Source organism: Streptomyces sp. NPDC051041 (genome assembly GCF_044456065.1).
Taxonomy (GTDB): Bacteria; Actinomycetota; Actinomycetes; order Streptomycetales; family Streptomycetaceae; genus Streptomyces; species Streptomyces glaucus.
Window position 1 is genome coordinate 287,698 of record NZ_JBITFM010000007.1, and the last position, 22,254, is coordinate 309,951.

Genomic DNA, 22,254 nt, shown 5'->3' on the forward strand with positions numbered 1-22,254 from the left:
CCGCCCGGTTTCCGGCAGGCAGGATGGTTTCGGCAGGGCCCGGCGCGGCCCGTGGAGGAAGAGGGCCGGCGAGGTTCTCGAAGGAGAAGGGGCGTCTGATGTTCACGAGCGTACTGATGATCGAGAAGGCCCTGACGTCCGCCGACGTGGAGTTCGTCACCACCCTGCACGGCGACGAGCCGGTCTTCTTCCACGTGCTGCTCCAGCCGCGCGGCGAGCAGGCGGACCGCCTGCTGCGCGCCATCGACGACATCGCGATCGGCGAGCTGGACGAGGCCGTCCGGGAGGGCGAGACCCCCGAGGGCGAGGAGGCCAGGAGCGTCGGCCGGCAGGCCCTGGACGTGTCCCTGCAGGCCCTGCACGCGGCCGGCAGCGAGGCCGAGGGCCGCCTCGTCGAGGACCACCCGCTGGACGCGCTGAAGACCCTGGTCGACGAGGTGGGGGCGGACGAGGTGATCGTCCTGACCGACCCGCACTACGTGGAGGAGTTCTTCCACCGCGACTGGGCGTCCCGCGCCCGGCACAAGGTCGGGGTGCCGGTGCTGAAACTGTTCTCCCACAGCAAGGCATAGGCTGGGGCGGCGCCCTCGGCCGAGGGCGCCGCGACCGTCGTACCGCCCGAGCCGCACCTGGGAGAACAGCGCATGGCACCCGGCCTTCCCCCCGCCATGGACCGACCGCACTTCATCGGCATCGGCGGTGCCGGGATGTCGGGCATCGCCAAGATCCTCGCGCAACGCGGCGCCGAGGTGGCGGGCAGCGACGCCAAGGACTCCGCCACCGCCGACGCCCTGCGCGCGCTGGGCGCCACCGTGCACATCGGGCACGCGGCCGAGCACCTCGCCGACGACGCGAGCTGCGTGGTCGTCTCCTCGGCGATCCGCACCGACAACCCGGAGCTGGCCCGCGCGGCCGAGCTGGGCATCCCGGTGATCCACCGCTCCGACGCCCTGGCCGCCCTGATGGCGGGCCTGCGCCCGATCGCCGTCGCCGGCACCCACGGCAAGACCACCACGACCTCGATGCTGGCGGTGGCGCTGACCGAGCTGGGCCTGGACCCGTCGTACGCGATCGGCGGCGACCTGGACGCCCCCGGCTCCAACGCGCTGCACGGAGCGGGCGAGATCTTCGTCGCCGAGGCCGACGAGTCGGACCGCAGCTTCCACAAGTACGCCCCCGAGGTCGCCATCGTCCTCAACGTCGAACTCGACCACCACGCCAACTACGCCTCGATGGACGAGATCTACGAGTCCTTCGAGACCTTCGCGGGCCGGATCGTGCCCGGCGGCACGCTGGTGATCTCGGCGGACCACGAGGGCGCCCGGGAGCTGACGCGGCGGCTGGCCGGCTCGGTGCGGACGGTGACGTACGGCGAGGCCGAGGACGCCGACGTGCGCGTGCTGTCGGTCGTGCCGCAGGGCCTGCGGAGCGAGGTGACCGTCGAGCTGGACGGCGCGCGGCTCACCTTCGCGGTCTCCGTCCCCGGCCGCCACTACGCGCACAACGCGGTCGCCGCCCTCGCGGCGGGCGCGGCGCTCGGCGTCCCGGCCGCCGAGCTCGCCCCGGCGCTCGCCGCGTACACCGGCGTCAAGCGGCGCCTGCAGCTGACGGGCGAGGCGGCCGGCGTGCAGGTCGTCGACTCCTACGCGCACCACCCGACCGAGATGACGGCGGACCTGGAGGCGATGCGCGCGGCGGCGGGCGACGGCCGCATCCTGGTCGTCTTCCAGCCCCACCTGTTCTCGCGCACGCAGGAGCTCGGCACGGAGATGGGCCACTCCCTGGCCCTCGCCGACGCCTCCGTCGTCCTGGACGTCTATCCGGCCCGCGAGGACCCGATCCCGGGCGTGACCAGCGAGCTGATCGTCGAGGCGGCGCGGGCCGCGGGCGCGGACGTGACGCCGGTGCACGACAAGGCGGACGTCCCGGAGGTGATCGCGGGAATGGCGAAGGCCGGTGATCTCGTTCTCACCATGGGCGCGGGCGACGTCACCGACCTCGGACCGCGCATCCTGGACCAGCTGTCGAAGTGAGGGGCTGAGGCTCATGCCGTACGACGTGGAGAAGCCGGACGAGCAGTGGCGCGCGGAGCTGTCCCCGGCCGAGTACGCCGTGCTGCGGCAGGCCGCGACGGAGCCCGCCTTCACCGGTGAGTACACCGACACCAGGACCGAGGGCGTCTACTCCTGCCGGGCCTGCGGCGCCGAGCTGTTCACCTCGGACACCAAGTTCGAGTCGCACTGCGGCTGGCCGTCCTTCTTCGACCCGAAGGACTCCGACGCCGTGGAACTGCTGGAGGACCGCTCGCACGGGATGGTGCGCACCGAGGTGCGCTGCGCCCGCTGCGGCTCCCACCTCGGGCACGTGTTCGAGGGGGAGGGGTATCCGACCCCGACCGACCAGCGGTACTGCATCAACAGCATCGCGCTGCGGCTGGAGCCGGCCGAGCGCTGACCGGGCGGCGCCGGTGACGGGTGTTCCGGCGGGCGGCCGGGGAACCCGTCCCGCATGGACGCACTCCACCGGCCCCTGCTCGACCGCAGCCCGGCCCTGCTGGCCGAGGGCTACGCCTGGCTCCCCAACCGCATGCGCGAGAGCGGGGGCCAGGTGGTGCGGACCCGCCTCATGGGCCGCCCGGCGCTGGCCGTGCGGGGCCCGGACGCGGTGCGGTTCTTCTACGACGAGCGGCACGTACGCCGCCACCGGGCCATTCCCGAACCCGTGCGGGGCACCCTGTTCGGCCACGGCGCGGTGCACACCCTCGACGGGGACGCCCACCGCGCGCGCAAGGCGCTGTTCCTGCCGCTGCTGCACGTCGACCGGATCGCCGGCGTCGTCGAGCACGTCACCGCGGCGTGGGACGAGGCGGTCCCCTCCTGGGCCGCGCGGCCCCGCGTCACGCTGTTCGACGCGGCGAGCGTCGTCCTCACCCGCGGGGTCTGCCGCTGGGCGGGGATCCCGCTGGCCGAGGAGGAGGCGGAGCCGCTGGCCCGCGACCTGGTCGCGATGGTCGACGGGTTCGCCACCGCCGGGCCGCGCCACTGGCGGGCCCGGCGCGCCCGCGGCCGGCAGGAGGCCCGGCTGGCCCGGCTGGTGCGGGACGTCCGCTCCGGCGCGGTCACCGCGCCCGCGGACTCGGTGCTCGCGCGGGTGGCCCGGCACCGCCACCCGGACGGCGAGCCGCTGGAGCCGGGGACGGCCGCGGTGGAACTCCTCAACGTCATCCGCCCCACGGTCGCCGTCTGCTGGTTCGTCGCCTTCTCGGCGCACGCGCTGCACCGCTGGCCGGAGCACCGGGACCGGCTGCGGGCCGGGGACGCCGCGTACGCCGCGGCGTTCGCTCACGAGGTCCGCCGCTTCTACCCGTTCGCCCCGTTCCTGGGCGGCCGCGCGGTCACGGACCTGTCCTGGCAGGGCGAGCGCCTCCCGGCCGGCGGGCTGGTGCTGCTGGACGTGTACGGGCAGAACCACGACGAGAAGCTGTGGGGCGACCCGTACGCCTTCCGCCCCCAGCGGTTCCTGGAGCGGCCGGTCGAGCGCGACGAGCTGATCCCGCAGGGCGGCGGCGCGCCGGACACCAACCACCGCTGCCCGGGCGAGGGCATCACCATCGGCCTGCTGGAGGCCCTCGCCGTACGCCTGGCCCGGCTGGACCACAGCGTCCCCGAGCAGGACCTGACGATCTCCCTGCGGCGCATCCCGGCACGGCCGCGCAGCGGCTTCGTCGTCGCCGACGTACGGGCCCCCGCCGGCTGAGCGTCCGGCGGCCGGCTCCGGGGGACCGGGACGGCCGGCGGTTCCGGGGGGCGGGACGGCCGGGCGCGCCGTCACGGACGCCGTCGGCCGCCCGGAGCCGCGCTCACGGCCGCCGCTCACGGCCGCCGCGGCGCCGGCCCCGGGTGACGCGGGACAGGACCGCGGTGGCCAGCACCGCCGAGAACATGAGGCCGCCGAGCGCGGGGTGGAAGACGGTCAGCACCGATCCCGCGACGAGGCCGAAGCAGTAGAACGGCCCCAGCCGCGAGGGCCGGCCGTCCGGCGGGGCGGGGAAGGCGTCGAAGGCCGCCGCGAACTGTCTGTCCTGGCGCAAGGAGGCCTCCAGCTCCCTGAGGATGCGTGCCTCGCGTGTGCTCAGTCGCCGGTCATCCATGACGTGTGCCCTGCGTTCGGCGGAGACGGGACACCGCCACGAGTACCCGTTCGAACGGAGCCTGCACCCGGCGATGCGTTCGACGGTCCGGGGCGCGCCACCGGACTGAACATTGGGCCATTCAGCTCAATCTCCCCCGTTCCGTGGCGCGGCGCCGGGACGACGGGATTGGCTTCCCGTGATCTGGTTACGCACTGCTCGACACTCAGGGTTGCAACCTAGGACGCAGATGGCCACACACACTGAACCGATTGCCCCGGTTCCGGCGGCGGAACGCCGTGGCCGGGGCCAGGTGATCATCGCCTGGATCACCACGACGGACCACAAGAAGATCGGGCACCTGTATCTGATCACATCGTTCGCGTTCTTCCTGGTCGGTGGAGTACTGGCGATGGCGATCCGGGCGGAGCTCGCCCGGCCCGGGCTGCAGCTGCTGTCCAACGAGCAGTACAACCAGGCGTTCACGATGCACGGCACGATCATGCTGCTGCTGTTCGCCACCCCCACCTTCGCGGGCTTCGCCAACGCGATCATGCCGTTGCAGATCGGTTCGCCGGACGTGGCCTTCCCCCGGCTGAACATGCTCTCGTACTGGCTGTTCGCCTTCGGCGGCCTGATCGTGATCAGCAGCTTCCTCACGCCCCAGGGCGCCGCCGACTTCGGCTGGACCGCCTACACGCCGCTGAGCGGGCCGACCCGCACCGGCTATCTCGGCGGCGACCTGTGGATCATGGGCCTGGCGCTGTCCGGCTTCGGCACCATCCTCGGCGCGGTCAACTTCATCACCACCATCATCTGCATGCGCGCGCCCGGCATGACGATGTTCCGGATGCCGCTGTTCACCTGGAACGTGCTGCTCACCTCGGTGCTGGTGCTGCTCGCCTTCCCCGTGCTGGCGGCGGCCCTGTTCGCGCTGGAGGCGGACCGGCGCTTCGGCTCCCACATCTTCGACGCCCACTACGGAGGGGCGCTGCTGTGGCAGCACCTGTTCTGGTTCTTCGGCCATCCCGAGGTCTACATCCTGGCCCTGCCGTTCTTCGGCGTGATCACCGAGATCATCCCGGTCTTCTCGCGCAAGCCCATCTTCGGCTACACCGGCCTGGTCGGCGCGACCATCGCCATCACGGGCCTGTCGGCGACGGTGTGGGCGCACCACATGTTCGCCACCCAAGGGGCCCTGCTGCCGTTCTTCTCCTTCATGACCTACCTGATCGCGGTGCCGACCGGGGTGAAGTTCTTCAACTGGATCGGCACGATGTGGACGGGCTCCCTGTCGTTCGAACCCCCGATGCTGTGGGCGGTCGGCTTCCTGGTGACCTTCCTCTTCGGCGGGCTGACCGGCGTCATCCTCGGCTCGCCCCCGCTGGACTGGCACGTCACCGACTCCTACTTCGTCGTCGCCCACTTCCACTACGTGCTGTTCGGCACCATCGTGTTCGCGATGTTCGGCGGATTCAGCTTCTGGTGGCCGAAGATGACCGGCACCATGCTCGACGACCGGCTGGAGAAGGTGCACTTCTGGTCGCTGTTCACCGGCTTCCACCTGACGTTCCTGGTGCAGCACTGGCTCGGCGCCGAGGGCATGCCCCGCCGGTACTCCGACTACCTGGCCGCCGACGGCTTCACGGCCCTGAACACCATCTCCTCCATCGGCGCGTTCCTGCTGGGCCTGTCCACGCTGCCGTTCCTCTACAACGTCTGGAAGACGGCGAAGAGCGGCACGAAGGTCGAGGTCGACGACCCCTGGGGATACGGGCGTTCGCTGGAGTGGGCGACCTCCTGCCCGCCGCCCCGCCACAACTTCGTCACCCTGCCGCGGATCCGCTCCGAGTCCCCCGCCTTCGACCTGCACCACCCCGACGTGGCCCAGCTGGACGAGAAGGAGAACGTCGGCAAGCGCGACACGATCGACGCCGCCGGACACGAGAGCGACCGGTCATGATCAAGGACCGGGACGGCCGGCCGCGGACCGGTACCGGCGCGTCCCTGGCCGCCGAGGCCGAGGGCTACCTCCTGGCGCACGACCACTACGAGGCCGCGCGCCGGGAGGCCCGGGAGCTGTGCACCCGGATGCCGTGGCTGACCACCGGTCAGGCCGAGGAGGTGGCCCGCCACTACGTCGACCTGCGGCTCGACCTGACCCGCCACATGCTGCGCAGCACGGTCCGGCGCGCCGCCGAACTGCGCCAGGAGTACGAGGCCCGCTACCGCGAACTGCGCGGCGCCCTGCTCCGCCGCCACGCCGTCGGCGCCTGCGCGGTCCTGTCCTGCGCGACCGGCCTCGGCGCGGCGGTGGGCACGCTGGCGCGGTAGGGGCGCCTGCCGCGTGCCCGCCGGCCCCGGCGGGTGCGGGCCGGGCGGGCGGGGGCCCCCGGCGAGTCCTCGTTCACCGTTCCCCGAGCGGCAGCGACACCGTGAACACCGTCTCCCCCGGCCGGCTGGTCAGGTCGATCGCGCCGCCGTGGGCCCGCACCAGGGACCGGGCGACCGCGAGGCCGAGGCCGCTGCCGCCGCGGTCGCGGCTGCGGGCCTTGTCGACGCGGTAGAAGCGGTCGAAGACCCGCTCCCGGTCCGCGGGCGGGATGCCGGGACCGGCGTCGGCGACCGTCACACGCGCCGTGCCGGGGGCGACGCGGACCGCCACCGAGACGTCCGTGCCGGCCGGGGTGTGCACGGCCGCGTTGGTGAGCAGGTTGTCCAGCACCTGCCGGACGCGCTGCGGGTCCAGCCGCAGCCTCACCGCCCGCGGGCCGGCCGTCACCGTCAGCGGATGGTCCGGGTGGCTCGCGCGGAACGCGTCCGCGGCCTGCCGCACCAGCTCCGCCAGGTCCGTCTCCGCCGGCCGCAGCGGCGTCTCCGCCTCCGCCGCGTCCAGCCGGGCGAGCAGCAGCAGATCGTCCAGCAGCACCCCCATCCGGGCCGCCTCGGCGCGCAGCCGCGCCAGGTGCCGGTCCCGCTCCCCGGGCGCGTTGGCCGCCGCGTACTGGAACAGGTCGGCGTAGCCCCGCACCGACATCAGCGGCGTGCGCAGCTCGTGCGAGGCGTCCGCGACGAACCGCCGCAGCCGCCGCTCCGCCTCCGCGCGCACCGCGAGGGAGTCGTCGATGTGCTCCAGCATCGTGTTGAACGCGGTGCGCAGCTCCTCCACCTCCGGCCCGCCGTCCCGGCCGTCGTCGCGCAGCGGCAGCCGCGCCGCCGACTCGGTCAGGTCGTGGGAGGCGATGCCGTGCGCGGTGTGCGCCATGTCGCTCAGCGGTTTCAGCCCGCGCCGCAGCAGCCGCCGCCCGGCCGGCACCAGCGCCAGCAGCGCCAGCCCGAACGCGACGACCTGCACCGTGATCAGCTGGTCCACGGTGTCCTCGATGCCGTCCATGGGCGCGGCGCTGACCAGCACCACCCCGGGCTCGACCGCGCAGGCCCGCAGCCGGTAGCGGCCCTGGCCCCCGATCCGCGCGGTGCGCACCAGCTCGTCGCGGGAGTGCGCCCGCTGCTCGGCGAGGGCGGTGAGCGGGCGGACGTCGGCCGGCACGTCGGCCGGCTTGCGCAGCCTGGCCGAGCCGCCCGACACGTCGTACACGGCCGTGTACCAGCCGTAGTACGGCTGCCGCCGCACCGTGCCGTGCACCGCCGCGTCCTTGGACTGCACGACCTGGACCAGCTTCATCTGCTCGCCCAGCTGCCGCTCCAGATAGTCGCCCATGTACGTGGTCAGCGCGGTGCCGACGACCGCGAACACCACCAGCGACAGCGCCCCGAGACCCAGCGCCAGCCGGGTGCCGAGCCGCAGCCGCCGGTACGCCGACCGCAGCCGCCGGATCACTGCCGGATCACGTACCCGAAGCCGCGCACGGTCCGGATCAGCGGGGCCCGGCCGTCGCCGGGCTCGTCCAGCTTGCGGCGCAGCCGGCTGACGACCAGCTCCACGACGTTGGACCGGCCGCCGAAGCCGTACTCCCACACGTGGTCGAGGATCTGCGCCTTGGTCAGCACCGTCGGCGACTTGCGCATCAGGTAGCGCAGCACCTCGTACTCGGTCGGGGTCAGGTTCAGCAGCCGTTCCCCGCGCCGCACCTCCCGGGTGTCCTCGTCCATCGTCAGGTCCGCCACCCGCAGCACCGACCGCTGGAAGCGGGGCCCGGCGCTGCGCCGCAGCACGGTCCGCAGCCGGGCCATCAGCTCCTCCACCGCGAACGGCTTGACCAGGTAGTCGTCGCCGCCCCGCGTCAGCCCCGCCACCCGGTCGGCGACCCCGTCCCGCGCGGTGAGGAACACCACCGGCACCATCGTCCCCGAGCGGCGCAGCCGGTCCAGCACCCCGAAGCCGTCCACGTCGGGCAGCATCAGGTCCAGCACCACGATGTCCGGCCGGAACTCGCCGGCCAGCCGCAGCGCCTCCGCACCGGAGTTCGCGGTGACCGCGTCCCAGCCCTCGTATCGGGCGACCGTCGCGACCAGGTCCGCGATGGGCGGGTCGTCGTCCACGACGAGAAGTCGTACTTTCTCCACCCGCTCATGGTGCGGCACCCGGCCGCGGAAGCCGACGCCGGTGCGGCGCCGCGGCCACATCGATAACCGCTTGAAAGCCCTACGACAGGTGATCGACAGCTCCGGCCGGTCAAGCTCGGTGTCCCCGCACCCGACCGAGGAGCTGCCGCCCGTGACGACCCTCCAAGCACCCCCCGCGCCTCCCCGGGCGATCCGTCCCGGGGTGGCGGCCCGCACGGCCCTGTACGCCGTGCTGGCCGCCAACGCGGCCGTGGTGGCGTACTTCTTCGCCCAGGCGGGCTTCGCGTCGAACGCCCTGATCGTGCTGGGCCGGCTGACCGGCCTGTACGGCGCGCTGCTGATGGCCTTCCAGCTGCTGCTGGTGGCCCGCCTGCCGTGGCTCGACCGCCGCATCGGCATGGACCGGCTGACCTCCTGGCACCGCTGGACCGGCTTCGGCCTGCTGTGGACGCTGCTCGCGCACGCCGTGTTCCTCGCCCTCGGCTACGCCCGGGCGTCCTCGCTGGACCCGGTGGACCAGCTCGTGGACCTCGCCGGGACCGTCGAGGGCGTGCTGCGCGCGGTCGTCGCGCTCGGCCTCCTCCTCGTCGTGGGCGCCGTCTCCGCCCGCTCCGCCCGGCGCCGGCTCGCCTACGAGACGTGGCACTTCGTCCACCTGTACACCTACGTCGCCGTGGTGCTGGCCTTCACCCACCAGGTCGCGGCCGGGACCACCTTCACCGCCTCGCCCGCCGCGACGGCGTACTGGTACGGGCTGTGGGGCGTCGCGCTCGGCTCGGTGCTGACGGGCCGCGTGCTGCTGCCGCTGTGGCGGAACCGGCGCCACCGGCTGCGGGTCGCCGCCGTCGTCCCCGAGAACGACCAGGTCGTCTCGGTCTACGTCACCGGCCGCGACCTGGACCGGTTGCCCGCGCGGGCCGGCCAGTTCTTCCTGTGGCGGTTCCTGACGAGGGACCGCTGGTGGCAGGCCCACCCGTTCTCCCTGTCCGCCGCGCCCGACGGCCGCACCCTCCGGCTGACCGTCAAGGCGGCCGGCGACGGCACCGCGGGCCTGCGGCACCTGAAGGCGGGCACGCGGGTCTTCGCCGAGGGCCCCTACGGCGCCTTCACCGCGCTGCACCGCACCCGCCCGCACTCCCTGCTGATCGCCGGCGGCGTGGGCGTCACGCCCATCCGGGCGCTGCTGGAGGAACTCCAGGGGCACGCGGTGGTCGTCTACCGGGTGACCGCCGAGCGGGACGCGGTCCTCCACGACGAACTGCGCGACCTCGCCCGCGCCAAGGGCGCCGAGCTGCACCTGGTGACCGGGCCGCCCGTCCCCGACAAGCTGGCCCCCGCCGAGCTGGCCCGGCTGGTGCCGGACGTCGCCGACCGGGACGTCTTCCCGTGCGGGCCGCCCCCGATGATGCGGGCGGTGCTGGCCGGCCTGCGCGAGCTGGGCGTGCCGGGGCCGCAGATCCACTTCGAGCGCTTCAGCCTGGCCGGATGAGGAAGACGAGGCGAGCACGGTGAAACGAGCGATACCCGTCCTGGTCCTGAGCGTCGCGGGCCTGATCCCGGTCTGGCGCTACGAACCGCCGACCGGCGCCCCCTCCGCCACCGCCCCGGCCGCCACCCCCGGCTCCCCGGACGCCCCGGCTGCCACCGGCTCCGCCACCCGGGTCGTCGCGGGGCCCACGGTGACCACGGACAAGGGCCCGGTGCAGGTGGAGGTGGTCTTCGAGGGGGAGGAGATCACGTCGGTGCGGATGCTGCGGCAGCCGGACCATCCGCAGACCGCGGCGGCGGTGCCGAAGCTGATCGAGGAGACGCTGCGGGCGCAGAGCGCGGACATCGACACGGTGTCCGGGGCGACGGTCACCAGCGACGGCTACCGGGAGTCCCTCCAGGCCGCCATCGACGCGAGGGGCGCCTGAGGTGCGGCGCGTCGAACACGTGATGGGGTTCCCGGTCTCGCTGCGGGTGGACGACGCGGACGTGCCCGAGCGGGCGGCGGACGCGGTGTTCGCCTGGCTGCGCGAGGCCGACGCCCGGTTCAGCCCGTTCAGGCCGGACAGCGAGGTGTCCCGGCTGGACCGGGGCGAGGTGACCGGTCCCAGCGCCGGGCTGCGGGACGTCCTCGCCCTGTGCGAGGAGTACCGGGCCGCCACCGGCGGCGCCTTCGACGTACGGCTGCCGGGCCGGGGACTGGACCCCTGCGCGGTGGTGAAGGGCTGGTCGGTGCAGAAGGCGGCCGGGCTGCTGACGGCGGCCGGGGCGCGCCGGTTCTGCCTGAACGCCGGCGGCGACGTGGTCGCCGCCGGCGGGCCCTGGCGCGTCGGCGTACGGCACCCCGACCACGCCGGCCGGCTGTGCACGGTGCTGGAGGTCGCCGACGCCGCGGTCGCCACCTCCGCCCGCTACGAACGCGGGGACCACATCGTCGACGGCCGCACGGGCCGGCCGGCGACCGGTCTGCTCAGCATGACGGTGGTGGCGCCCACGCTGACGGAGGCGGACACGGTGGCCACGGCGGCGTTCGCCCTGGGCGCCGAGGGCGTCGAGTGGGCCGCCTCCCGGGAGGGCTGCGAGGTGTTCGCCGTGGACGCGGACCGGCGGGTGTTCCGCACGGCGGGACTGCCGGTGGCCGCCTAGGGGACCGGACCGGGCGGGCACGGCCCCGGCCGCCGCCGGCGCGGACCGGAGCGGACAGGAACCGGACGGCGGTGGTCCGGCCTGCGCCGTCCGGGCCGACGGCGTGGGGGGCGAGCCCCGCGGAGACCGACGCCGCCGCGCGCGGCCTTCCCGCCGTGCGCGGGCCGGCGGCCCCGAGGGCCGGGACCGCGACGGGGCGCCGGACGCACGCCGCGGGACGCGGGGAGGCCGGTCCCGCCGCGGCCGCACAGCGGCTCCGGAGCGCCGGGAGAAGGGGAGCGGCCCACGAAATCCCGGCCGGACTGGGGGAGATGGCGCAGCGGGCACCCCTCGCCCACCGGAACCGTGCGCACCGGAGCGTCTAGACTCTCCCGGCGACGGGCCGCGCGCCCCCCGGCCGGAAACTGCCGCCAACCGAAGGGTGTTCGGCGTTGTGATACGGATGGACTCAGTCAGCAAGCGCTACCCGGACGGCACGGTGGCGGTCGACCGGCTCTCCCTGGAGATCCCCGACCGGGCGATCACCGTCCTCGTCGGCCCGTCGGGCTGCGGCAAGACGACCACCCTCCGCATGATCAACAGAATGGTCGAGCCCAGCGAGGGCACCGTCCTCCTCGACGGCGAGGACGTCCAGCGGCAGCCGGTCACCGCCCTGCGCCGCTCCATGGGGTACGTCATCCAGAACGCCGGGCTCTTCCCGCACCGCACCGTCCTCGACAACATCGCCACCGTGCCGCGCCTCCTCGGCTGGGGCAGGCGGCGGGCCCGCGCGCGGGCGGCGGAGCTGATGGAGCGGGTCGGACTCGACGCCTCCCTCGCCCGGCGGTACCCCTACCAGCTGTCCGGCGGGCAGCAGCAGCGCGTCGGCGTGGCGCGGGCGCTCGCCGCCGACCCGCCGGTGCTGCTGATGGACGAGCCGTTCTCCGCGGTCGACCCCGTGGTGCGCAAGGGACTGCAGGACGAACTGCTGCGCATCCAGGACGAGCTGGGCAAGACGATCGTGTTCGTCACCCACGACATCGACGAGGCGGTCAAGCTGGGCACGATGGTCGCCGTGCTGCGCACCGGCGGCCGGCTCGCCCAGTTCGCGCCGCCCGCCGAACTGCTGTCCGACCCGGCGGACGCCTTCGTCGAGGACTTCCTCGGCGCCGACCGCGGCATCCGCCGGCTGTCCTTCTTCCCCGCCGCGGGCCTGGAGCTGACCACCGGCCCGGTCGTGCCCGTGGACGCCACCGCCGAACAGCTCGCCGCCCCGGACGCCCCCTACCTCCTGGTCATCGACGCGGACCGCAGGCCCCTGGGCTGGGCCGAGCCGCGGGAGCTGATCGCCGGGGACATCCGGCCGGAGCGGCTGCTGCCGTACGGACGGCCGTTCACGCCCGGCGCCGACTCGCTGCGCGCCGCCCTGGACTGCGCCGTGCTGTCGCCCACCGGCTGGGCCGTCGCCGTGGACGCCGACGGCCGGGTGACCGGGGTGGTGTCGCAGCAGTCCATCGGCGAGGCGATCCGCAGCGCCCACGCCGGCGCCCGCGACGACGCCAGGGTCGCCGGATGAGCGGCTTCCTGAACGACTTCTTCGACATCCCCAGCGACCTCCAGCACAGCTGGCCGGGCCTGATCGGGCTGCACCTGCGCGAAGCCCTGCTGCCGGTGCTGGCCGGGCTGCTGACCGCGCTGCCGCTCGCCCAGCTGTGCGTGCGGCTGCGCTGGCTGTACCCGCCCGTGCTCGCCGTGACGACCGTGCTCTACGCCGTCCCGTCGCTGGCGTTCTTCGTCGTCCTGATCGACTACACCGGCCAGACCGAGCTCACCGTGATGATCCCGCTCGCCGTCTACAGCCTGGTCGTGCTGGTCCCGGCCATCGTCGACGGCGTCCGGTCGGTGCCGCGGGAGACCCTCGCCGCGGCCACCGCCATGGGCTTCGGACCCGTACGCCGCTACCTCCAGGTGCAGTTGCCGATCGCCGCGCCCGCCATCATCGCCGGGCTCCGGGTCGCCACCGTGTCCAGCATCTCGCTGGTCAGCGTCGGCGCCCTGATCGGCAATCAGGGCGCCCTGGGCAACCTGCTCACGGACGCGCTGATCTACGACCGGCCGGTGCTCGCGGTGAACTCCGTGGTCACCACGGCCGCGCTGGCCCTTTCGTGCGACGTCCTGCTGGTCCTGCTCCGGACCCTGCTGACGCCGTGGATGCCGCGCGGGACCCGCGGCGCCCCGCGGACCGGCCGGCCCGACGCGGCGGCCCCCGCCCTCGAGGACGCGGCCCGGTGAACGTACTGAACTTCGTCCACGCCTTCTTCGGCGACAGCGCCCACTGGCACGGCTACGACGGCATCCCGCACCGCCTGGGACAGCACGTGCTGTACTCGCTGCTGGCCCTCGCCCTCGCCGCCGCGATCGGGCTGCCGGCCGGGCTGCTGACCGGACACACCGGGCGCGGCGGCAACGTGCTCGCCCTCATCGCCACCGCCGCCCGGGCGCTGCCCAGCTTCGGCCTGCTGGTGCTGATGTTCGTGCTGCTCGGGCTGGGCCTGCTGCCGGTGATGATCCCGCTGGTCGTGCTCGCCGTCCCGCCGATCCTCGTCACGACGTACGAGGCGGTCCGCGCCGTCGACCCCGCGCCGGTGGACGCCGCCCGCGGCATGGGCATGGGCGAGACGCGCGTCCTCCTCCGGGTCGAACTGCCGGTCGCCCTGCCGCTGATCCTCGGCGGCCTGCGCTCGGCCGCCATCCAGATCGTGTCCACGGCCACCATCGCCGCCTACGTCAGCCTCGGCGGCCTCGGCCGGTACATCGTGGACGGGCTCTACCAGCGCGACTACGAGAAAGTGGTCGGCGGCGCCACGCTGGTGGCCGTGCTGGCCCTGCTGACCCTGGCGGTGTTCTGGGCGGTGGCGCGGCTCGCGGTGTCGCCCGGCGTGCGCGGGAGGTGACGTCGCGACCGGCCCGCCCGCCGGCGCGGATCGACGACCGGTCCGGTCTTGACGGGCCGTGATCGGCTGGATTGGATCAGTGGATGACTTTCATCGCGAAGAGCAGCTGGTCCAGAACGAGGCACCCGGGCGCGGCCGCCGTCGCGCTCGCCGCCACGGCGGCGCTCCTCGCGGGCTGCTCCTCCTCCGGCACCTCCGACGACCCGTTGAAGGACGACCGGGCCGGCGGCGACACGGTCGTCGTCGGCTCGAACAACTTCGCCGAGAGCATCCTGCTCGCCGACATCTACGGCGAGGCCCTCAAGGCCAAGGGCGTCAAGGTCACCTACCAGCCCAACATCGGCAGCCGCGAGACGACGTACGGCCTGCTGAAGAACGGCTCCGTCACCGTCCTGCCCGAGTACAACGGCGCGTTGCTGGCCTACCTCGACCCCGAGGCCACCCCGAGGACGGTCGAGGAGACCACGGCCGCCATCGAGGCGAAGCTCGACGACGGACTGACGCTGCTCCGTCCCGCGCCCGCGCAGAACAAGGACTCCGTCACCGTCAACGCGGCCACGGCGAAGAAGTACGGCCTCACCGCCGACTCCGGCATCGCCGACCTGAAGGACGTCGCCGACGAGATGGTGATCGGCGGCTCCCCGGAGTTCCAGACCCGGCACCAGGGCCTGACGGGACTGAAGTCCGTGTACGGCGTGGAGTTCAAGTCCTTCAAGGCGCTGGACGCGGGCGGCCCGCTGACCCAGTCGGCGCTGCGGAAGAACACCGTGCAGGCGGCGAACGTCTTCACCACCGACCCCGCCATCGCCAGGGAGAAGTTCGTCGTCCTGAAGGACCCGAAGAACCTCTTCGGCTTCCAGAACGTCCAGCCCCTCGTCCACGAGGACGGCCTGGACGACAAGGGGGCCGACGTCCTCGACGCCGTCTCCGCCAAGCTCGACACGGCCACGCTGCGGGACCTGGACGCCCAGGTCCAGCTGGAGAAGAAGGACCCCCTGGACGTGGCCAGGGCCTGGCTGAAGTCCGTCGGCCTCGGCTAGGACACCGCCGGGCCCCGGCGGCGCCCCGGTCAGGGCGCGGTGCGGCGGCCGGCGCTGTCGCCGGCCGCCGAGGCGATCAGCTGGTCGACCAGCGCGATCAGCACGTCCCGGCACGACTCCCGCTCACGCGCGTCGCACAGCAGCACCCGGACGTCCTCGGGCAGCGCCAGCGCCTCCCGGACGTCCTCCGCCGGGTACGGGTGCTCCCCGAAGAAGCCGTTGACGCCGACGACGAAGGGGATACCCCGGCGCTCGAAGAAGTCGATCGCGGCGAAGCTGCTCCGCGGCCGGCGGACGTCGACCAGCACCACCGCCCCCAGCGCGCCGATCGCCAGGTCGTTCCACATGAACCAGAACCGCTGCTGTCCCGGCGTGCCGAAGAGGTACAGCACGAGGTCCCGGCCCATGGTGATGCGGCCGAAGTCCAGGGCCACGGTGGTGGCCCGCTTCTCCTCGACGCCCGCGAGGTCGTCGACGCCGAGGCCCGCGGTGGTCAGCGGTTCCTCGGTGCGCAGCGGGGCGATCTCGCTGACCGACCCGACCAGGGTCGTCTTGCCGACGCCGAAGCCCCCGGCGACGAGGATCTTGACCGTGTCGGGTGCCGTGGGCGCCGGGGAGGCGGCGTCAGAGCCGGTCAAGGCCGTCCCTCACTTTCTGCAGCAGGTCCAGGTCCGGGGTGGTGCGGGAGACGGGGCGCGGCGCACGGGCGGTGATCCGCCCCGCGTCCAGCAGATCGCTGAGCATGACCACCACCACGCTCACCGGAAGGTCGAGCCGGGCGGCGATCTCCGCCACGGCGACGGGCTCCGCGCACAGCCGAAGGATCCGCAGGTGCTCCGGCTGGGGCCGCGCGGTCCGCTCGGGCTGCGGGTCCACCGCGGTCACCGTCGTGATGAGCGTGAAGTCGGCGCGGCTGGGCCGGGTCCGTCCGCCGGTCAGGGTGAACGGCCTGACGAGCCGGCCCCCCGCATCGCCTCCGCTCACTTCACTCGCCGGGGCCGGCGGTGGCCCGCGGTGCCGCGCTGAGATGCTCGCCGATCTTCTTCACCAGCATGTTCATCTGGTACGCCACCACACCGACGTCCGCGTTCGGACCGGTGAGCACGACGAGATGGGCGCCGGGGCCCGCGGAGGTGAGGATCAGATAGCCGTGGGCCATCTCGATCAGCGCCTGGCGCACCGGACCGCCGCGGAAGTCCCTGCTGACGCCCCTGCTGAGGCTCATCAGGCCGGACGCGGTCGCCGCCAGCCGCTCGGCGTCGTCGCGCAGGAAGCCCGTGGACTTGCTGACAACCAGTCCGTCCTCGGAGAGGACGACGGCCTGGTTCACGTCGGCGACCCTCTCCACGAGGCCGGTGAGCAGCTGGTCCAGCTGGGTGTTCGTGGCGGGAACGGGGCGTGTCATGGGGTGCCCTTCGTCGGCGGTCGGAAGTCGGGAGTCGGCGATCTGTGGTCGCAGAGCCGCGGTCCCCGGGGCGGGGAACCGCGGCCCGGGGACCGCGGTCGGCGGGCGGCGCCGGGGAGGGGCCGGGAACCCGCGCACCGGGGCCGCCCGGTGCGGCGGGGCCCTGCGGGTCGCGGGGACCCGGGCCGGCGCGGTCCGGGCCGGTACGGTCGGTGTCGGTGTCGGTGTCGGTGTCGGTGTCGGTGCCGGTGTCCCGCGCCCGGAGCGTGCCGCGCTGGAAGCCGGCCAGCGAGGAGGCCGCACGCTCCGCGGTGAACTCGTCGGGGAAGCCGTCGTCACCGGCGGGCGGCGCCTCCTCGCGCAGCTCGGCGGACAGGCTGGTCTGCGGCACCCGGCGCGGCAGCGGGACGAGGCCGTCCCGGCGGGCGGCGAGCGGCGGGGCGGCGACGCTCCGGGCCGGAGCCGGCCGGGCGGACCGCGCGGCCTCGCCGGCTCCGGCCCGCGCGGCCCGCCCGGCGGCCCGGGCGTCCACCGTCTCCGGGGCACCGGCGTCGGGCACGTCCCGGACCACGATGTCGTGCGGGACCAGCACGGTCGCCGTGGTCCCGCCGTACGGCGAAGGGCGCAGGGTGACGGTGATGCCGTGCCGGCGGGCGAGCCGGGCGACCACGAACATGCCGAGCCGCAGGTCGTCGGCGAGCGCCACCACGTCGAACTTCGGGGCCACCGCCAGCTGGGCGTTGAGCGCGGCGTAGTCCTCCTCCGACAGGCCGAGGCCGCGGTCCTCGACCTCGATCGCCAGTCCCCTGGCCACCATCGCGGCGCGCACCCCGACCGGGCTGGGCGCGGGGGAGTACACGGTCGCGTTGTCGATCAGCTCGGCCAGCAGGTGGATCACGTCCGCCACCGCGGGCGGCGCGAGGTGCACCTCCTCGTCGGTGTGCACCTCCACCCGCTGGTACTCGGCGACCTCGCCGACGGCGCCGCGCAGGATGTCGATCAGCGCGACCGGCTCCCGCCAGCTGCGCCGGGGCCGCTCACCGCTGATGATGACCAGGTTCTCCTCGTACCGGCGCAACTGGCTGGCGGTGGAGTCCAGTTCGTACAGTCCTTTGAGGACGTCCGGGTCGGTGTGCTCGCGTTCCAGCGCGTCCAGCTTGGTGAGCTGCATGTTGACCAGGTTCTGGCTCTCCCGGGCGATGCCCAGGATCACCTTCTGGAAGCCGCGCCGGATGTCGGCGAGTTCGACCGCGGTGTGCACGGCGGTGCGCTGGGCGGTGTTGAACGCCTGGGCCACCTGGCCGAGTTCGTCCTGCCCGTAGTCCAGCGGCGGGGTCGCCGACTCCACGTCGACCGTCTCGCCCCGCTCCAGCCGGGCCACCACGTCGGGCAGCCGCTCCTGCGCCAGGCCGAGGGTGGCCAGCCGCAGGCCGCGCAGCCGCCGGGAGAGCGACCGCGTGATCCGCCAGGACATGCCGACGCACACCAGCAGGGCGGCCAGCCCGCCCGCGCTCAGCGACGCGGCCACCAGCAGCAGCCCGCGGGCCTCGTCGGCGCTCCGGGTGAGCAGGTCCGCCGTCTGCTGCCGGATCAGCGCCTTGTAGCGCTCGGTGAGCGTGTCCATCGCCTCGCTCCACCGCCGCCGCGCGTCGGGCAGGGCGACGGTGCCGTCGCTGCCGGCGGGCCGGGCCGCCAGCACCCGGTCCTCGATGCCCTGCAGGGTCCGCCACTCCGGGCTGCGCAGGATCCGCTCGGTCCGCGTCTTCGCGCTGCCGCTCAGCTGCGGCATGATCTGGTCCTCCACCAGCCACCGGCGCGTGTTGACCAGCCCGGTGAACCGGGACCAGGCCTCCTGGTCCAGCTCGCCGGCCGGCCAGGCCAGGGTGAGTTCCGCGTCCTCCTGCGAGACCAGCTCCGCCGCGTGCTCCAGCGCGACCAGCGGACCGGCCTGCGAGGTGAGGTCGCCGTCGTCGACCTGGGAGAGCTCCTGGAAGGCGTGGATCTGGTCGTCGATGATCGAGCTGTACTGGTCGAGCGCCTGCTCGGCGGTGATGTCGGTGGGGTTGTCGACCTGGTTCCGGTAGTACTCCAGGCTGCCCAGCGCGCCGAGCACCGAGTACAGCCGGTCCGAGATGCGTGACGGTGCCTGCGCGATGGCGTCGGACCGGCCGGCGAGTTCGGCGACCACGGCGTCCGTCCTCTTCCGCTGCGCGTCCAGGTCGGCCCGGGAGCCGTGCGGCGAGGCCAGCCACGCGGCCGACAGGCGGCGCTCCGACTGCAGCGCGAGCGCCGCTTCGGTGCCCATGGCCCCGGTCGACCGGCTCAGCTCCGTCTGCGTCCGCAGCCGCAGCCCTTCGGAGAACATCCGGATCGTCGTCACGCCCCGGACGGCGGTGAGCGTGACGCCGGGGACCAGCGCCAGGAGGATCAGCGAAAGACGTAGGGAACCGAGACGGCGCCGGGCACCTGTCCGAGGAGACATCGTGGTCCTAGACGATCGGCGGGGCTGCGGGGACGGCGGGGGAACGGGGTGCGCAGGATGCTATCCGTACAAGTGACCGTACGGGCCGTGTCTGGCCGAATCCTCGGCTTCGGCGCCGCGCGGAGCGAACGGTCAGCGCGTGCCGTCGGCGGCGAAACGGGCGACCGCGTCGACGTTCGCCTCGGTGACGAAGGCGGGGCCGGTGAGGACGGGGGACACGCCGCCGCCGCTGACGTTGCCGTTGGTCCGGTACAGCCAGAGCGCGTCCACCGCGAGATAACCCTGCAGATACGGCTGCTGGTCCACCGCGAACCGCACGTTCCCGGCCCGGACGGCCTTCACCAGGTCCTCGTTGAGGTCGAAGGTGGCGACCTCGGCCCCGCTGCCCGCCTCCTCGACCGCCTCGACCGCCTCGAGCGCGTACTGCGCGCCGTTCATGACGACCTCGTCGATGCCCGGGTCCTGACGCAGCCGGGCCGTGATCGCCGCGCTCGCCGCGTCCGTGTCGGTGCCCTCCACGCAGAGGTTGTCGGTGCGGCCCCCGAACGTCTTCCTCACGCCGGCGCAGCGGGCCTCCAGGGCGATGTTGCCCCGCTCGTGGACGACGCACAGGGCGTGCTCGGCTTTGAGGCCGTCGAGCTTGTCGCCGACGGCCCGGCCCGCGACGCTCTCGTCCTGCCCGAAGTACTCCAGCAGGCCCGCCGGCCGCCAGGCGTCGATGCCGGAGTTGAGTCCGACCACGGGGATGCCCGCGGCCGCGGCCGCGGCGACCGGACCCTTCATCGCCTGCGGCTTGGCCAGGGTCACCGCGATGCCGTCCACCTTGTCGCGGACCGCGTCCCGCACCAGTTCGGCCTGGCCCGCGGTGTCGGGGTCGCTCGCGTAGGCCAGGTCGATGCCGTCCTTGGCGGCGGCCGCTTCGGCGCCCTTCCTCACCAGGTCCCAGAAGGCGTCGCCCGCCCCGCCGTGGGTGACCAGGGCGACCCTCGTCCGGCCGGTGCCGGTCCGGCCCGCCGCGTCCCCGCCGTCCCCGCCGGAGCCGGAGCAGCCGGCGAGGAGCAGGCAGACGGCGGCCGTCAGGGCCGCCGCGCGGGCAGGCCGGGGGGAGGCGGAGGACAGGGGTGTGTTCATGGAGTGCGGCACCTCGCTGTGCGGCCGAGCAGGCGGAACGGGGCGAGGCGGGCCGGGCCGCGGGGCGTGCGCGTCGGCCGGGTGACTCTCGCTGGCCCGGAGCCCATCGTGGGTGACCGGTGGTAGTCAAGTGAACGACCACGTGGTGCGGGTCGTTGCCGCTGCTTCGTGATGTGCGCGGGGCGGCGAGCGGTTCACGACGGAATCGCAAGGGAACCCGCGGGGGAGGGGGCCGCCCGCGGGCCGCTGCCGCCGCTGCGGCCGGTCCCCGCGGGCGGGCACCGCGGAAGAGGTTGCGGACCGATACGGGAGGGCGACGAGGTGGCGGCAGCCGGCAGTGGCGCGGACGACCCGTCCGCCGACGTGGTCGAGCGGGCGGCCGCGACCTTCCAGCTGCTGGGCACGCCCGCCCGGCTGCGCATCCTGTGGGCCCTGGCCCAGGGCGAGAGCGATGTGAGCGGGCTCGCGCGGCGGGTCGGCGGCGCGCTGCCGGCGATCAGCCAGCACCTGACCAAGCTGAAACTCGCCGGCCTGGTCCGGGCCCGCCGCGAGGGCCGCCGCCAGGTGTACTACGTCGACGACCCGGACGTCGTGGACGTCGTACGGCTGCTGCTGGGCCGCCTGGCCCGGCGCACCCCGCCGGCCGGCCGCGGCTGAGACCGCCGGCGGCTGCGGCGCGGCTCCTGGTCCGGCAGCCAGCCGAAGACCAGGCAGCTGCCGACGCAGCCGAGCAGGAGACCGACGAAGAAACCGCCCAGGTTGGAGGTGAGCCACGTGCCCAGGGAGAGCAGGACGCCGGTGAGCGAGTAGAAGAGGCGCTGGGCGGGGTTGACGAGGGTCAGCAGGCCGCACAGCAGCATCAGGACCGGGAGGAGATAGCCGGCCAGGCCCTGCATGCCGACGTGCAGGACGACCGTCGGCGACGCCTTCTGGGTGAGCAGGATCTCCGCCCCGCCCAGGGCGAGCAGCAGCCCGCCCCAGAAGGGCCGGCGGCCCCGCCAGCGCCGGAAGGCGGCCCGGAACCCGTCGCGCGGGGCACCCGGCGTACCCGGCATCGGGTCAGCACCCCGACTCGCTGAACCGGAGTCTGAGCCCCGGTAGCCGGAACACCCCGGCGGTGGTCGCGTAGTTGGTCTGCCGCAGGTCGTCGATGTGCACGGTGTCGGACTGCTGGCTGAACACGCCGATCGGCCCCCGGCCCTTGGGTCCGGCCTTGTCCAGCGTGCCGGCGTCGTTGCCGATCTCCATCTCGCGGAAGGCGGCGTCGCCCGACAGTTCCGTGGAGTCGGTGGTCAGGTCGCTCGCGGTGACCTTGCGCGCGCCGCCGCCGGCCGTGATGACCAGGTTGGTGCCGCCCAGGTCGACGCTCTGGCACAGCTTGGTGAGCGTCGCCTCCTTGATCACGGAGGTGACCACCAGCACCTGTCCGCCGGTGTCCCCCGCGTTGGGACTGCCCTCGGCCATGGTGTCGAGCCCGCCGAACTGCGCGAAACCGGTGCCGTCGAGTTCCGTCGCGGTGACCGTGAAAGGCATGCCGGAGATCGCGAACTGCACGCCGAGCGCGCCCTGGGCGGTGAGGATCGCGAGGCCCGCGGTGGCCGCGACGGCCGGCACCGCCATCACCGCGGCCCGGCGCAGCCGCACCCGTCCGCTTCTCGCGGGGCCGTCGAAGGAGTCGGGCCCGGAGGCGCTGTCCGGGCCGCCGGGGTCGCCGGGGCCGCCCGGGGCGGGGCCGGCGGGTGGGGTGGAGTGCGAGGACGAGGCCATGTCTGCTCCCAGAGGCGTGGTCACTGCGGGTCCGGCTTCCGTGGCACGGTGTCCTGGCGCGGACGGCGGCCGGGGCGCGCTCGCCCTCGCCACTCCCGGCGGTCGCGAGGGCCCTTGTTACGCCCCGGTACACGTCGAGGAAGTTACCGGTGGTTACACGGGAGGGTCAAGCAAGTTGTGCGCAAAAGGTGGGGATGATGCGTCCG

Annotated in this window: 23 protein-coding genes and 1 pseudogene; 14 read left to right on the forward strand and 10 right to left on the reverse strand. The window is 73.9% G+C overall.

What is annotated here, in order from left to right; translation table 11 throughout:
- The first annotated feature begins 98 nt into the window (after window positions 1-98).
- The 4 genes from ACIBAI_RS15355 to ACIBAI_RS15370 all read left to right on the forward strand — a co-directional run bounded on the left by ACIBAI_RS15355 (window position 99) and on the right by ACIBAI_RS15370 (window position 3,756).
- Window positions 99-572 (forward strand): indole-3-glycerol phosphate synthase, encoded by a 474-nt coding sequence (locus ACIBAI_RS15355; RefSeq protein WP_344600253.1) that lies wholly within the window; start codon window positions 99-101, stop codon window positions 570-572.
- A 72-nt stretch (window positions 573-644) separates the two neighbouring features.
- Entirely contained in the window at window positions 645-2,033 is a 1,389-nt protein-coding gene (gene murC / locus ACIBAI_RS15360; RefSeq protein ID WP_399034366.1) for a UDP-N-acetylmuramate--L-alanine ligase, read from the forward strand.
- A gap of 13 nt (window positions 2,034-2,046) precedes the next feature.
- Window positions 2,047-2,454, forward strand: a complete 408-nt coding sequence (msrB, locus tag ACIBAI_RS15365; protein WP_344600250.1) for a peptide-methionine (R)-S-oxide reductase MsrB — start codon at window positions 2,047-2,049, stop codon at window positions 2,452-2,454.
- Between the two features lie 54 nt (window positions 2,455-2,508).
- Window positions 2,509-3,756, forward strand: coding sequence for a cytochrome P450 (locus ACIBAI_RS15370; protein ID WP_399034369.1), 1,248 nt, complete (start codon window positions 2,509-2,511; stop codon window positions 3,754-3,756).
- Window positions 3,757-3,859: 103 nt separating this feature from the next.
- On the opposite strand, the gene ACIBAI_RS15375 is transcribed toward ACIBAI_RS15370, so the two are convergent.
- Window positions 3,860-4,150: a DUF3040 domain-containing protein gene (locus tag ACIBAI_RS15375; protein WP_399034370.1), complete on the reverse strand. Its 291-nt coding sequence runs from the start codon at window positions 4,148-4,150 to the stop codon at window positions 3,860-3,862.
- Window positions 4,151-4,379: 229 nt separating this feature from the next.
- Between ACIBAI_RS15375 and ctaD the strand changes: the two genes are divergently transcribed.
- Both ctaD and ACIBAI_RS15385 read left to right on the forward strand, forming a co-directional pair.
- Window positions 4,380-6,092, forward strand: a complete 1,713-nt coding sequence (ctaD, locus tag ACIBAI_RS15380; protein ID WP_399034372.1) for a cytochrome c oxidase subunit I — start codon at window positions 4,380-4,382, stop codon at window positions 6,090-6,092.
- Window positions 6,089-6,463: a hypothetical protein gene (locus tag ACIBAI_RS15385; RefSeq protein WP_399034374.1), complete on the forward strand. Its 375-nt coding sequence runs from the start codon at window positions 6,089-6,091 to the stop codon at window positions 6,461-6,463. Before ctaD ends, ACIBAI_RS15385 begins: the two co-directional genes overlap by 4 nt.
- A gap of 73 nt (window positions 6,464-6,536) precedes the next feature.
- Here ACIBAI_RS15385 and ACIBAI_RS15390 read toward each other — a convergent pair whose 3' ends face one another.
- Together ACIBAI_RS15390 and ACIBAI_RS15395 are read right to left on the reverse strand one after the other, a co-directional pair.
- The gene (locus ACIBAI_RS15390) at window positions 6,537-7,970 is read right to left on the reverse strand and encodes an ATP-binding protein (protein WP_399034376.1); all 1,434 of its coding nucleotides are present in this window, start codon (window positions 7,968-7,970) and stop codon (window positions 6,537-6,539) included.
- Window positions 7,967-8,716 carry a response regulator transcription factor gene (locus tag ACIBAI_RS15395; protein WP_399034378.1) on the reverse strand — a complete coding sequence of 250 codons (750 nt, stop codon included), beginning with the start codon at window positions 8,714-8,716 and terminating at the stop codon, window positions 7,967-7,969. Before ACIBAI_RS15395 ends, ACIBAI_RS15390 begins: the two co-directional genes overlap by 4 nt.
- A 91-nt stretch (window positions 8,717-8,807) precedes the next feature.
- Between ACIBAI_RS15395 and ACIBAI_RS15400 the strand changes: the two genes are divergently transcribed.
- The 7 genes from ACIBAI_RS15400 (at window position 8,808) to ACIBAI_RS15430 (ending at window position 15,263) form a co-directional block, all read left to right on the forward strand.
- Window positions 8,808-10,145 (forward strand): ferric reductase-like transmembrane domain-containing protein, encoded by a 1,338-nt coding sequence (locus ACIBAI_RS15400; RefSeq protein ID WP_399034379.1) that lies wholly within the window; start codon window positions 8,808-8,810, stop codon window positions 10,143-10,145.
- Between the two features lie 19 nt (window positions 10,146-10,164).
- Complete coding sequence (locus ACIBAI_RS15405; RefSeq protein WP_399034381.1) at window positions 10,165-10,572, forward strand: FMN-binding protein; 408 nt, start codon at window positions 10,165-10,167, stop codon at window positions 10,570-10,572.
- Window position 10,573: 1 nt separating this feature from the next.
- Window positions 10,574-11,290 carry an FAD:protein FMN transferase gene (locus ACIBAI_RS15410; protein WP_399034383.1) on the forward strand — a complete coding sequence of 239 codons (717 nt, stop codon included), beginning with the start codon at window positions 10,574-10,576 and terminating at the stop codon, window positions 11,288-11,290.
- Between the two features lie 433 nt (window positions 11,291-11,723).
- Window positions 11,724-12,845 (forward strand): ABC transporter ATP-binding protein, encoded by a 1,122-nt coding sequence (locus tag ACIBAI_RS15415; protein ID WP_399034385.1) that lies wholly within the window; start codon window positions 11,724-11,726, stop codon window positions 12,843-12,845.
- An 8-nt stretch (window positions 12,846-12,853) separates the two neighbouring features.
- A complete protein-coding gene (locus ACIBAI_RS15420; protein ID WP_399034431.1) occupies window positions 12,854-13,561 on the forward strand; it encodes an ABC transporter permease in 708 nt (235 codons plus the stop codon).
- Window positions 13,558-14,223: an ABC transporter permease gene (locus tag ACIBAI_RS15425; RefSeq protein ID WP_399034387.1), complete on the forward strand. Its 666-nt coding sequence runs from the start codon at window positions 13,558-13,560 to the stop codon at window positions 14,221-14,223. The genes ACIBAI_RS15420 and ACIBAI_RS15425 overlap by 4 nt, the downstream gene beginning before the upstream one ends.
- Window positions 14,224-14,306: 83 nt before the next feature.
- Complete coding sequence (locus ACIBAI_RS15430) at window positions 14,307-15,263, forward strand: ABC transporter substrate-binding protein (RefSeq protein ID WP_399034388.1); 957 nt, start codon at window positions 14,307-14,309, stop codon at window positions 15,261-15,263.
- 29 nt (window positions 15,264-15,292) lie between these two features.
- Here the strand turns inward: ACIBAI_RS15430 and ACIBAI_RS15435 are convergent, their stop codons facing one another.
- From ACIBAI_RS15435 to ACIBAI_RS15455, 5 genes and pseudogenes are all read right to left on the reverse strand, one after another.
- On the reverse strand, window positions 15,293-15,901 hold the full coding sequence (locus ACIBAI_RS15435; protein WP_399034390.1) for a GTP-binding protein: 609 nt from the start codon (window positions 15,899-15,901) through the stop codon (window positions 15,293-15,295).
- On the reverse strand, window positions 15,888-16,247 hold the full coding sequence (locus tag ACIBAI_RS15440) for a DUF742 domain-containing protein (RefSeq protein WP_399034391.1): 360 nt from the start codon (window positions 16,245-16,247) through the stop codon (window positions 15,888-15,890). The genes ACIBAI_RS15435 and ACIBAI_RS15440 overlap by 14 nt, the downstream gene beginning before the upstream one ends.
- A gap of 1 nt (window position 16,248) precedes the next feature.
- Complete coding sequence (locus ACIBAI_RS15445) at window positions 16,249-16,668, reverse strand: roadblock/LC7 domain-containing protein (RefSeq protein WP_399034434.1); 420 nt, start codon at window positions 16,666-16,668, stop codon at window positions 16,249-16,251.
- Window positions 16,669-16,762: 94 nt separating this feature from the next.
- Window positions 16,763-19,150: pseudogene (locus tag ACIBAI_RS15450) on the reverse strand (nitrate- and nitrite sensing domain-containing protein); the annotation flags it as partial.
- A 132-nt stretch (window positions 19,151-19,282) separates the two neighbouring features.
- Window positions 19,283-20,281, reverse strand: a complete 999-nt coding sequence (locus ACIBAI_RS15455; RefSeq protein ID WP_399034392.1) for a substrate-binding domain-containing protein — start codon at window positions 20,279-20,281, stop codon at window positions 19,283-19,285.
- A gap of 321 nt (window positions 20,282-20,602) precedes the next feature.
- Between ACIBAI_RS15455 and ACIBAI_RS15460 the strand changes: the two genes are divergently transcribed.
- Window positions 20,603-20,938 (forward strand): ArsR/SmtB family transcription factor, encoded by a 336-nt coding sequence (locus ACIBAI_RS15460; protein WP_399034393.1) that lies wholly within the window; start codon window positions 20,603-20,605, stop codon window positions 20,936-20,938.
- Here ACIBAI_RS15460 and ACIBAI_RS15465 read toward each other — a convergent pair.
- Window positions 20,851-21,336 (reverse strand): DUF6114 domain-containing protein, encoded by a 486-nt coding sequence (locus tag ACIBAI_RS15465; RefSeq protein ID WP_399034394.1) that lies wholly within the window; start codon window positions 21,334-21,336, stop codon window positions 20,851-20,853. The genes ACIBAI_RS15460 and ACIBAI_RS15465 overlap by 88 nt on opposite strands.
- A gap of 4 nt (window positions 21,337-21,340) precedes the next feature.
- Window positions 21,341-22,048, reverse strand: coding sequence for a DUF6230 family protein (locus ACIBAI_RS15470; RefSeq protein ID WP_399034396.1), 708 nt, complete (start codon window positions 22,046-22,048; stop codon window positions 21,341-21,343).
- Window positions 22,049-22,254: the final 206 nt, after the last annotated feature.

What these genes read in the sequence shown, in the direction of transcription:
- ACIBAI_RS15370 (WP_399034369.1), top strand. Translation starts at nt 2,509, where the DNA reads ATGGACGCACTCCACCGGCCCCTGCTCGACCGCAGCCCGGCCCTGCTG.
- ACIBAI_RS15445 (WP_399034434.1), bottom strand. Translation starts at nt 16,668, where the DNA reads ATGACACGCCCCGTTCCCGCCACGAACACCCAGCTGGACCAGCTGCTC.
- murC (WP_399034366.1), top strand. Translation starts at nt 645, where the DNA reads ATGGCACCCGGCCTTCCCCCCGCCATGGACCGACCGCACTTCATCGGC.
- ACIBAI_RS15375 (WP_399034370.1), bottom strand. Translation starts at nt 4,150, where the DNA reads ATGGATGACCGGCGACTGAGCACACGCGAGGCACGCATCCTCAGGGAG.
- ACIBAI_RS15355 (WP_344600253.1), top strand. Translation starts at nt 99, where the DNA reads ATGTTCACGAGCGTACTGATGATCGAGAAGGCCCTGACGTCCGCCGAC.
- ACIBAI_RS15395 (WP_399034378.1), bottom strand. Translation starts at nt 8,716, where the DNA reads ATGTGGCCGCGGCGCCGCACCGGCGTCGGCTTCCGCGGCCGGGTGCCG.
- ACIBAI_RS15385 (WP_399034374.1), top strand. Translation starts at nt 6,089, where the DNA reads ATGATCAAGGACCGGGACGGCCGGCCGCGGACCGGTACCGGCGCGTCC.
- msrB (WP_344600250.1), top strand. Translation starts at nt 2,047, where the DNA reads ATGCCGTACGACGTGGAGAAGCCGGACGAGCAGTGGCGCGCGGAGCTG.
- ACIBAI_RS15455 (WP_399034392.1), bottom strand. Translation starts at nt 20,281, where the DNA reads ATGAACACACCCCTGTCCTCCGCCTCCCCCCGGCCTGCCCGCGCGGCG.
- ACIBAI_RS15465 (WP_399034394.1), bottom strand. Translation starts at nt 21,336, where the DNA reads ATGCCGGGTACGCCGGGTGCCCCGCGCGACGGGTTCCGGGCCGCCTTC.
- ACIBAI_RS15430 (WP_399034388.1), top strand. Translation starts at nt 14,307, where the DNA reads ATGACTTTCATCGCGAAGAGCAGCTGGTCCAGAACGAGGCACCCGGGC.
- ctaD (WP_399034372.1), top strand. Translation starts at nt 4,380, where the DNA reads ATGGCCACACACACTGAACCGATTGCCCCGGTTCCGGCGGCGGAACGC.
- ACIBAI_RS15470 (WP_399034396.1), bottom strand. Translation starts at nt 22,048, where the DNA reads ATGGCCTCGTCCTCGCACTCCACCCCACCCGCCGGCCCCGCCCCGGGC.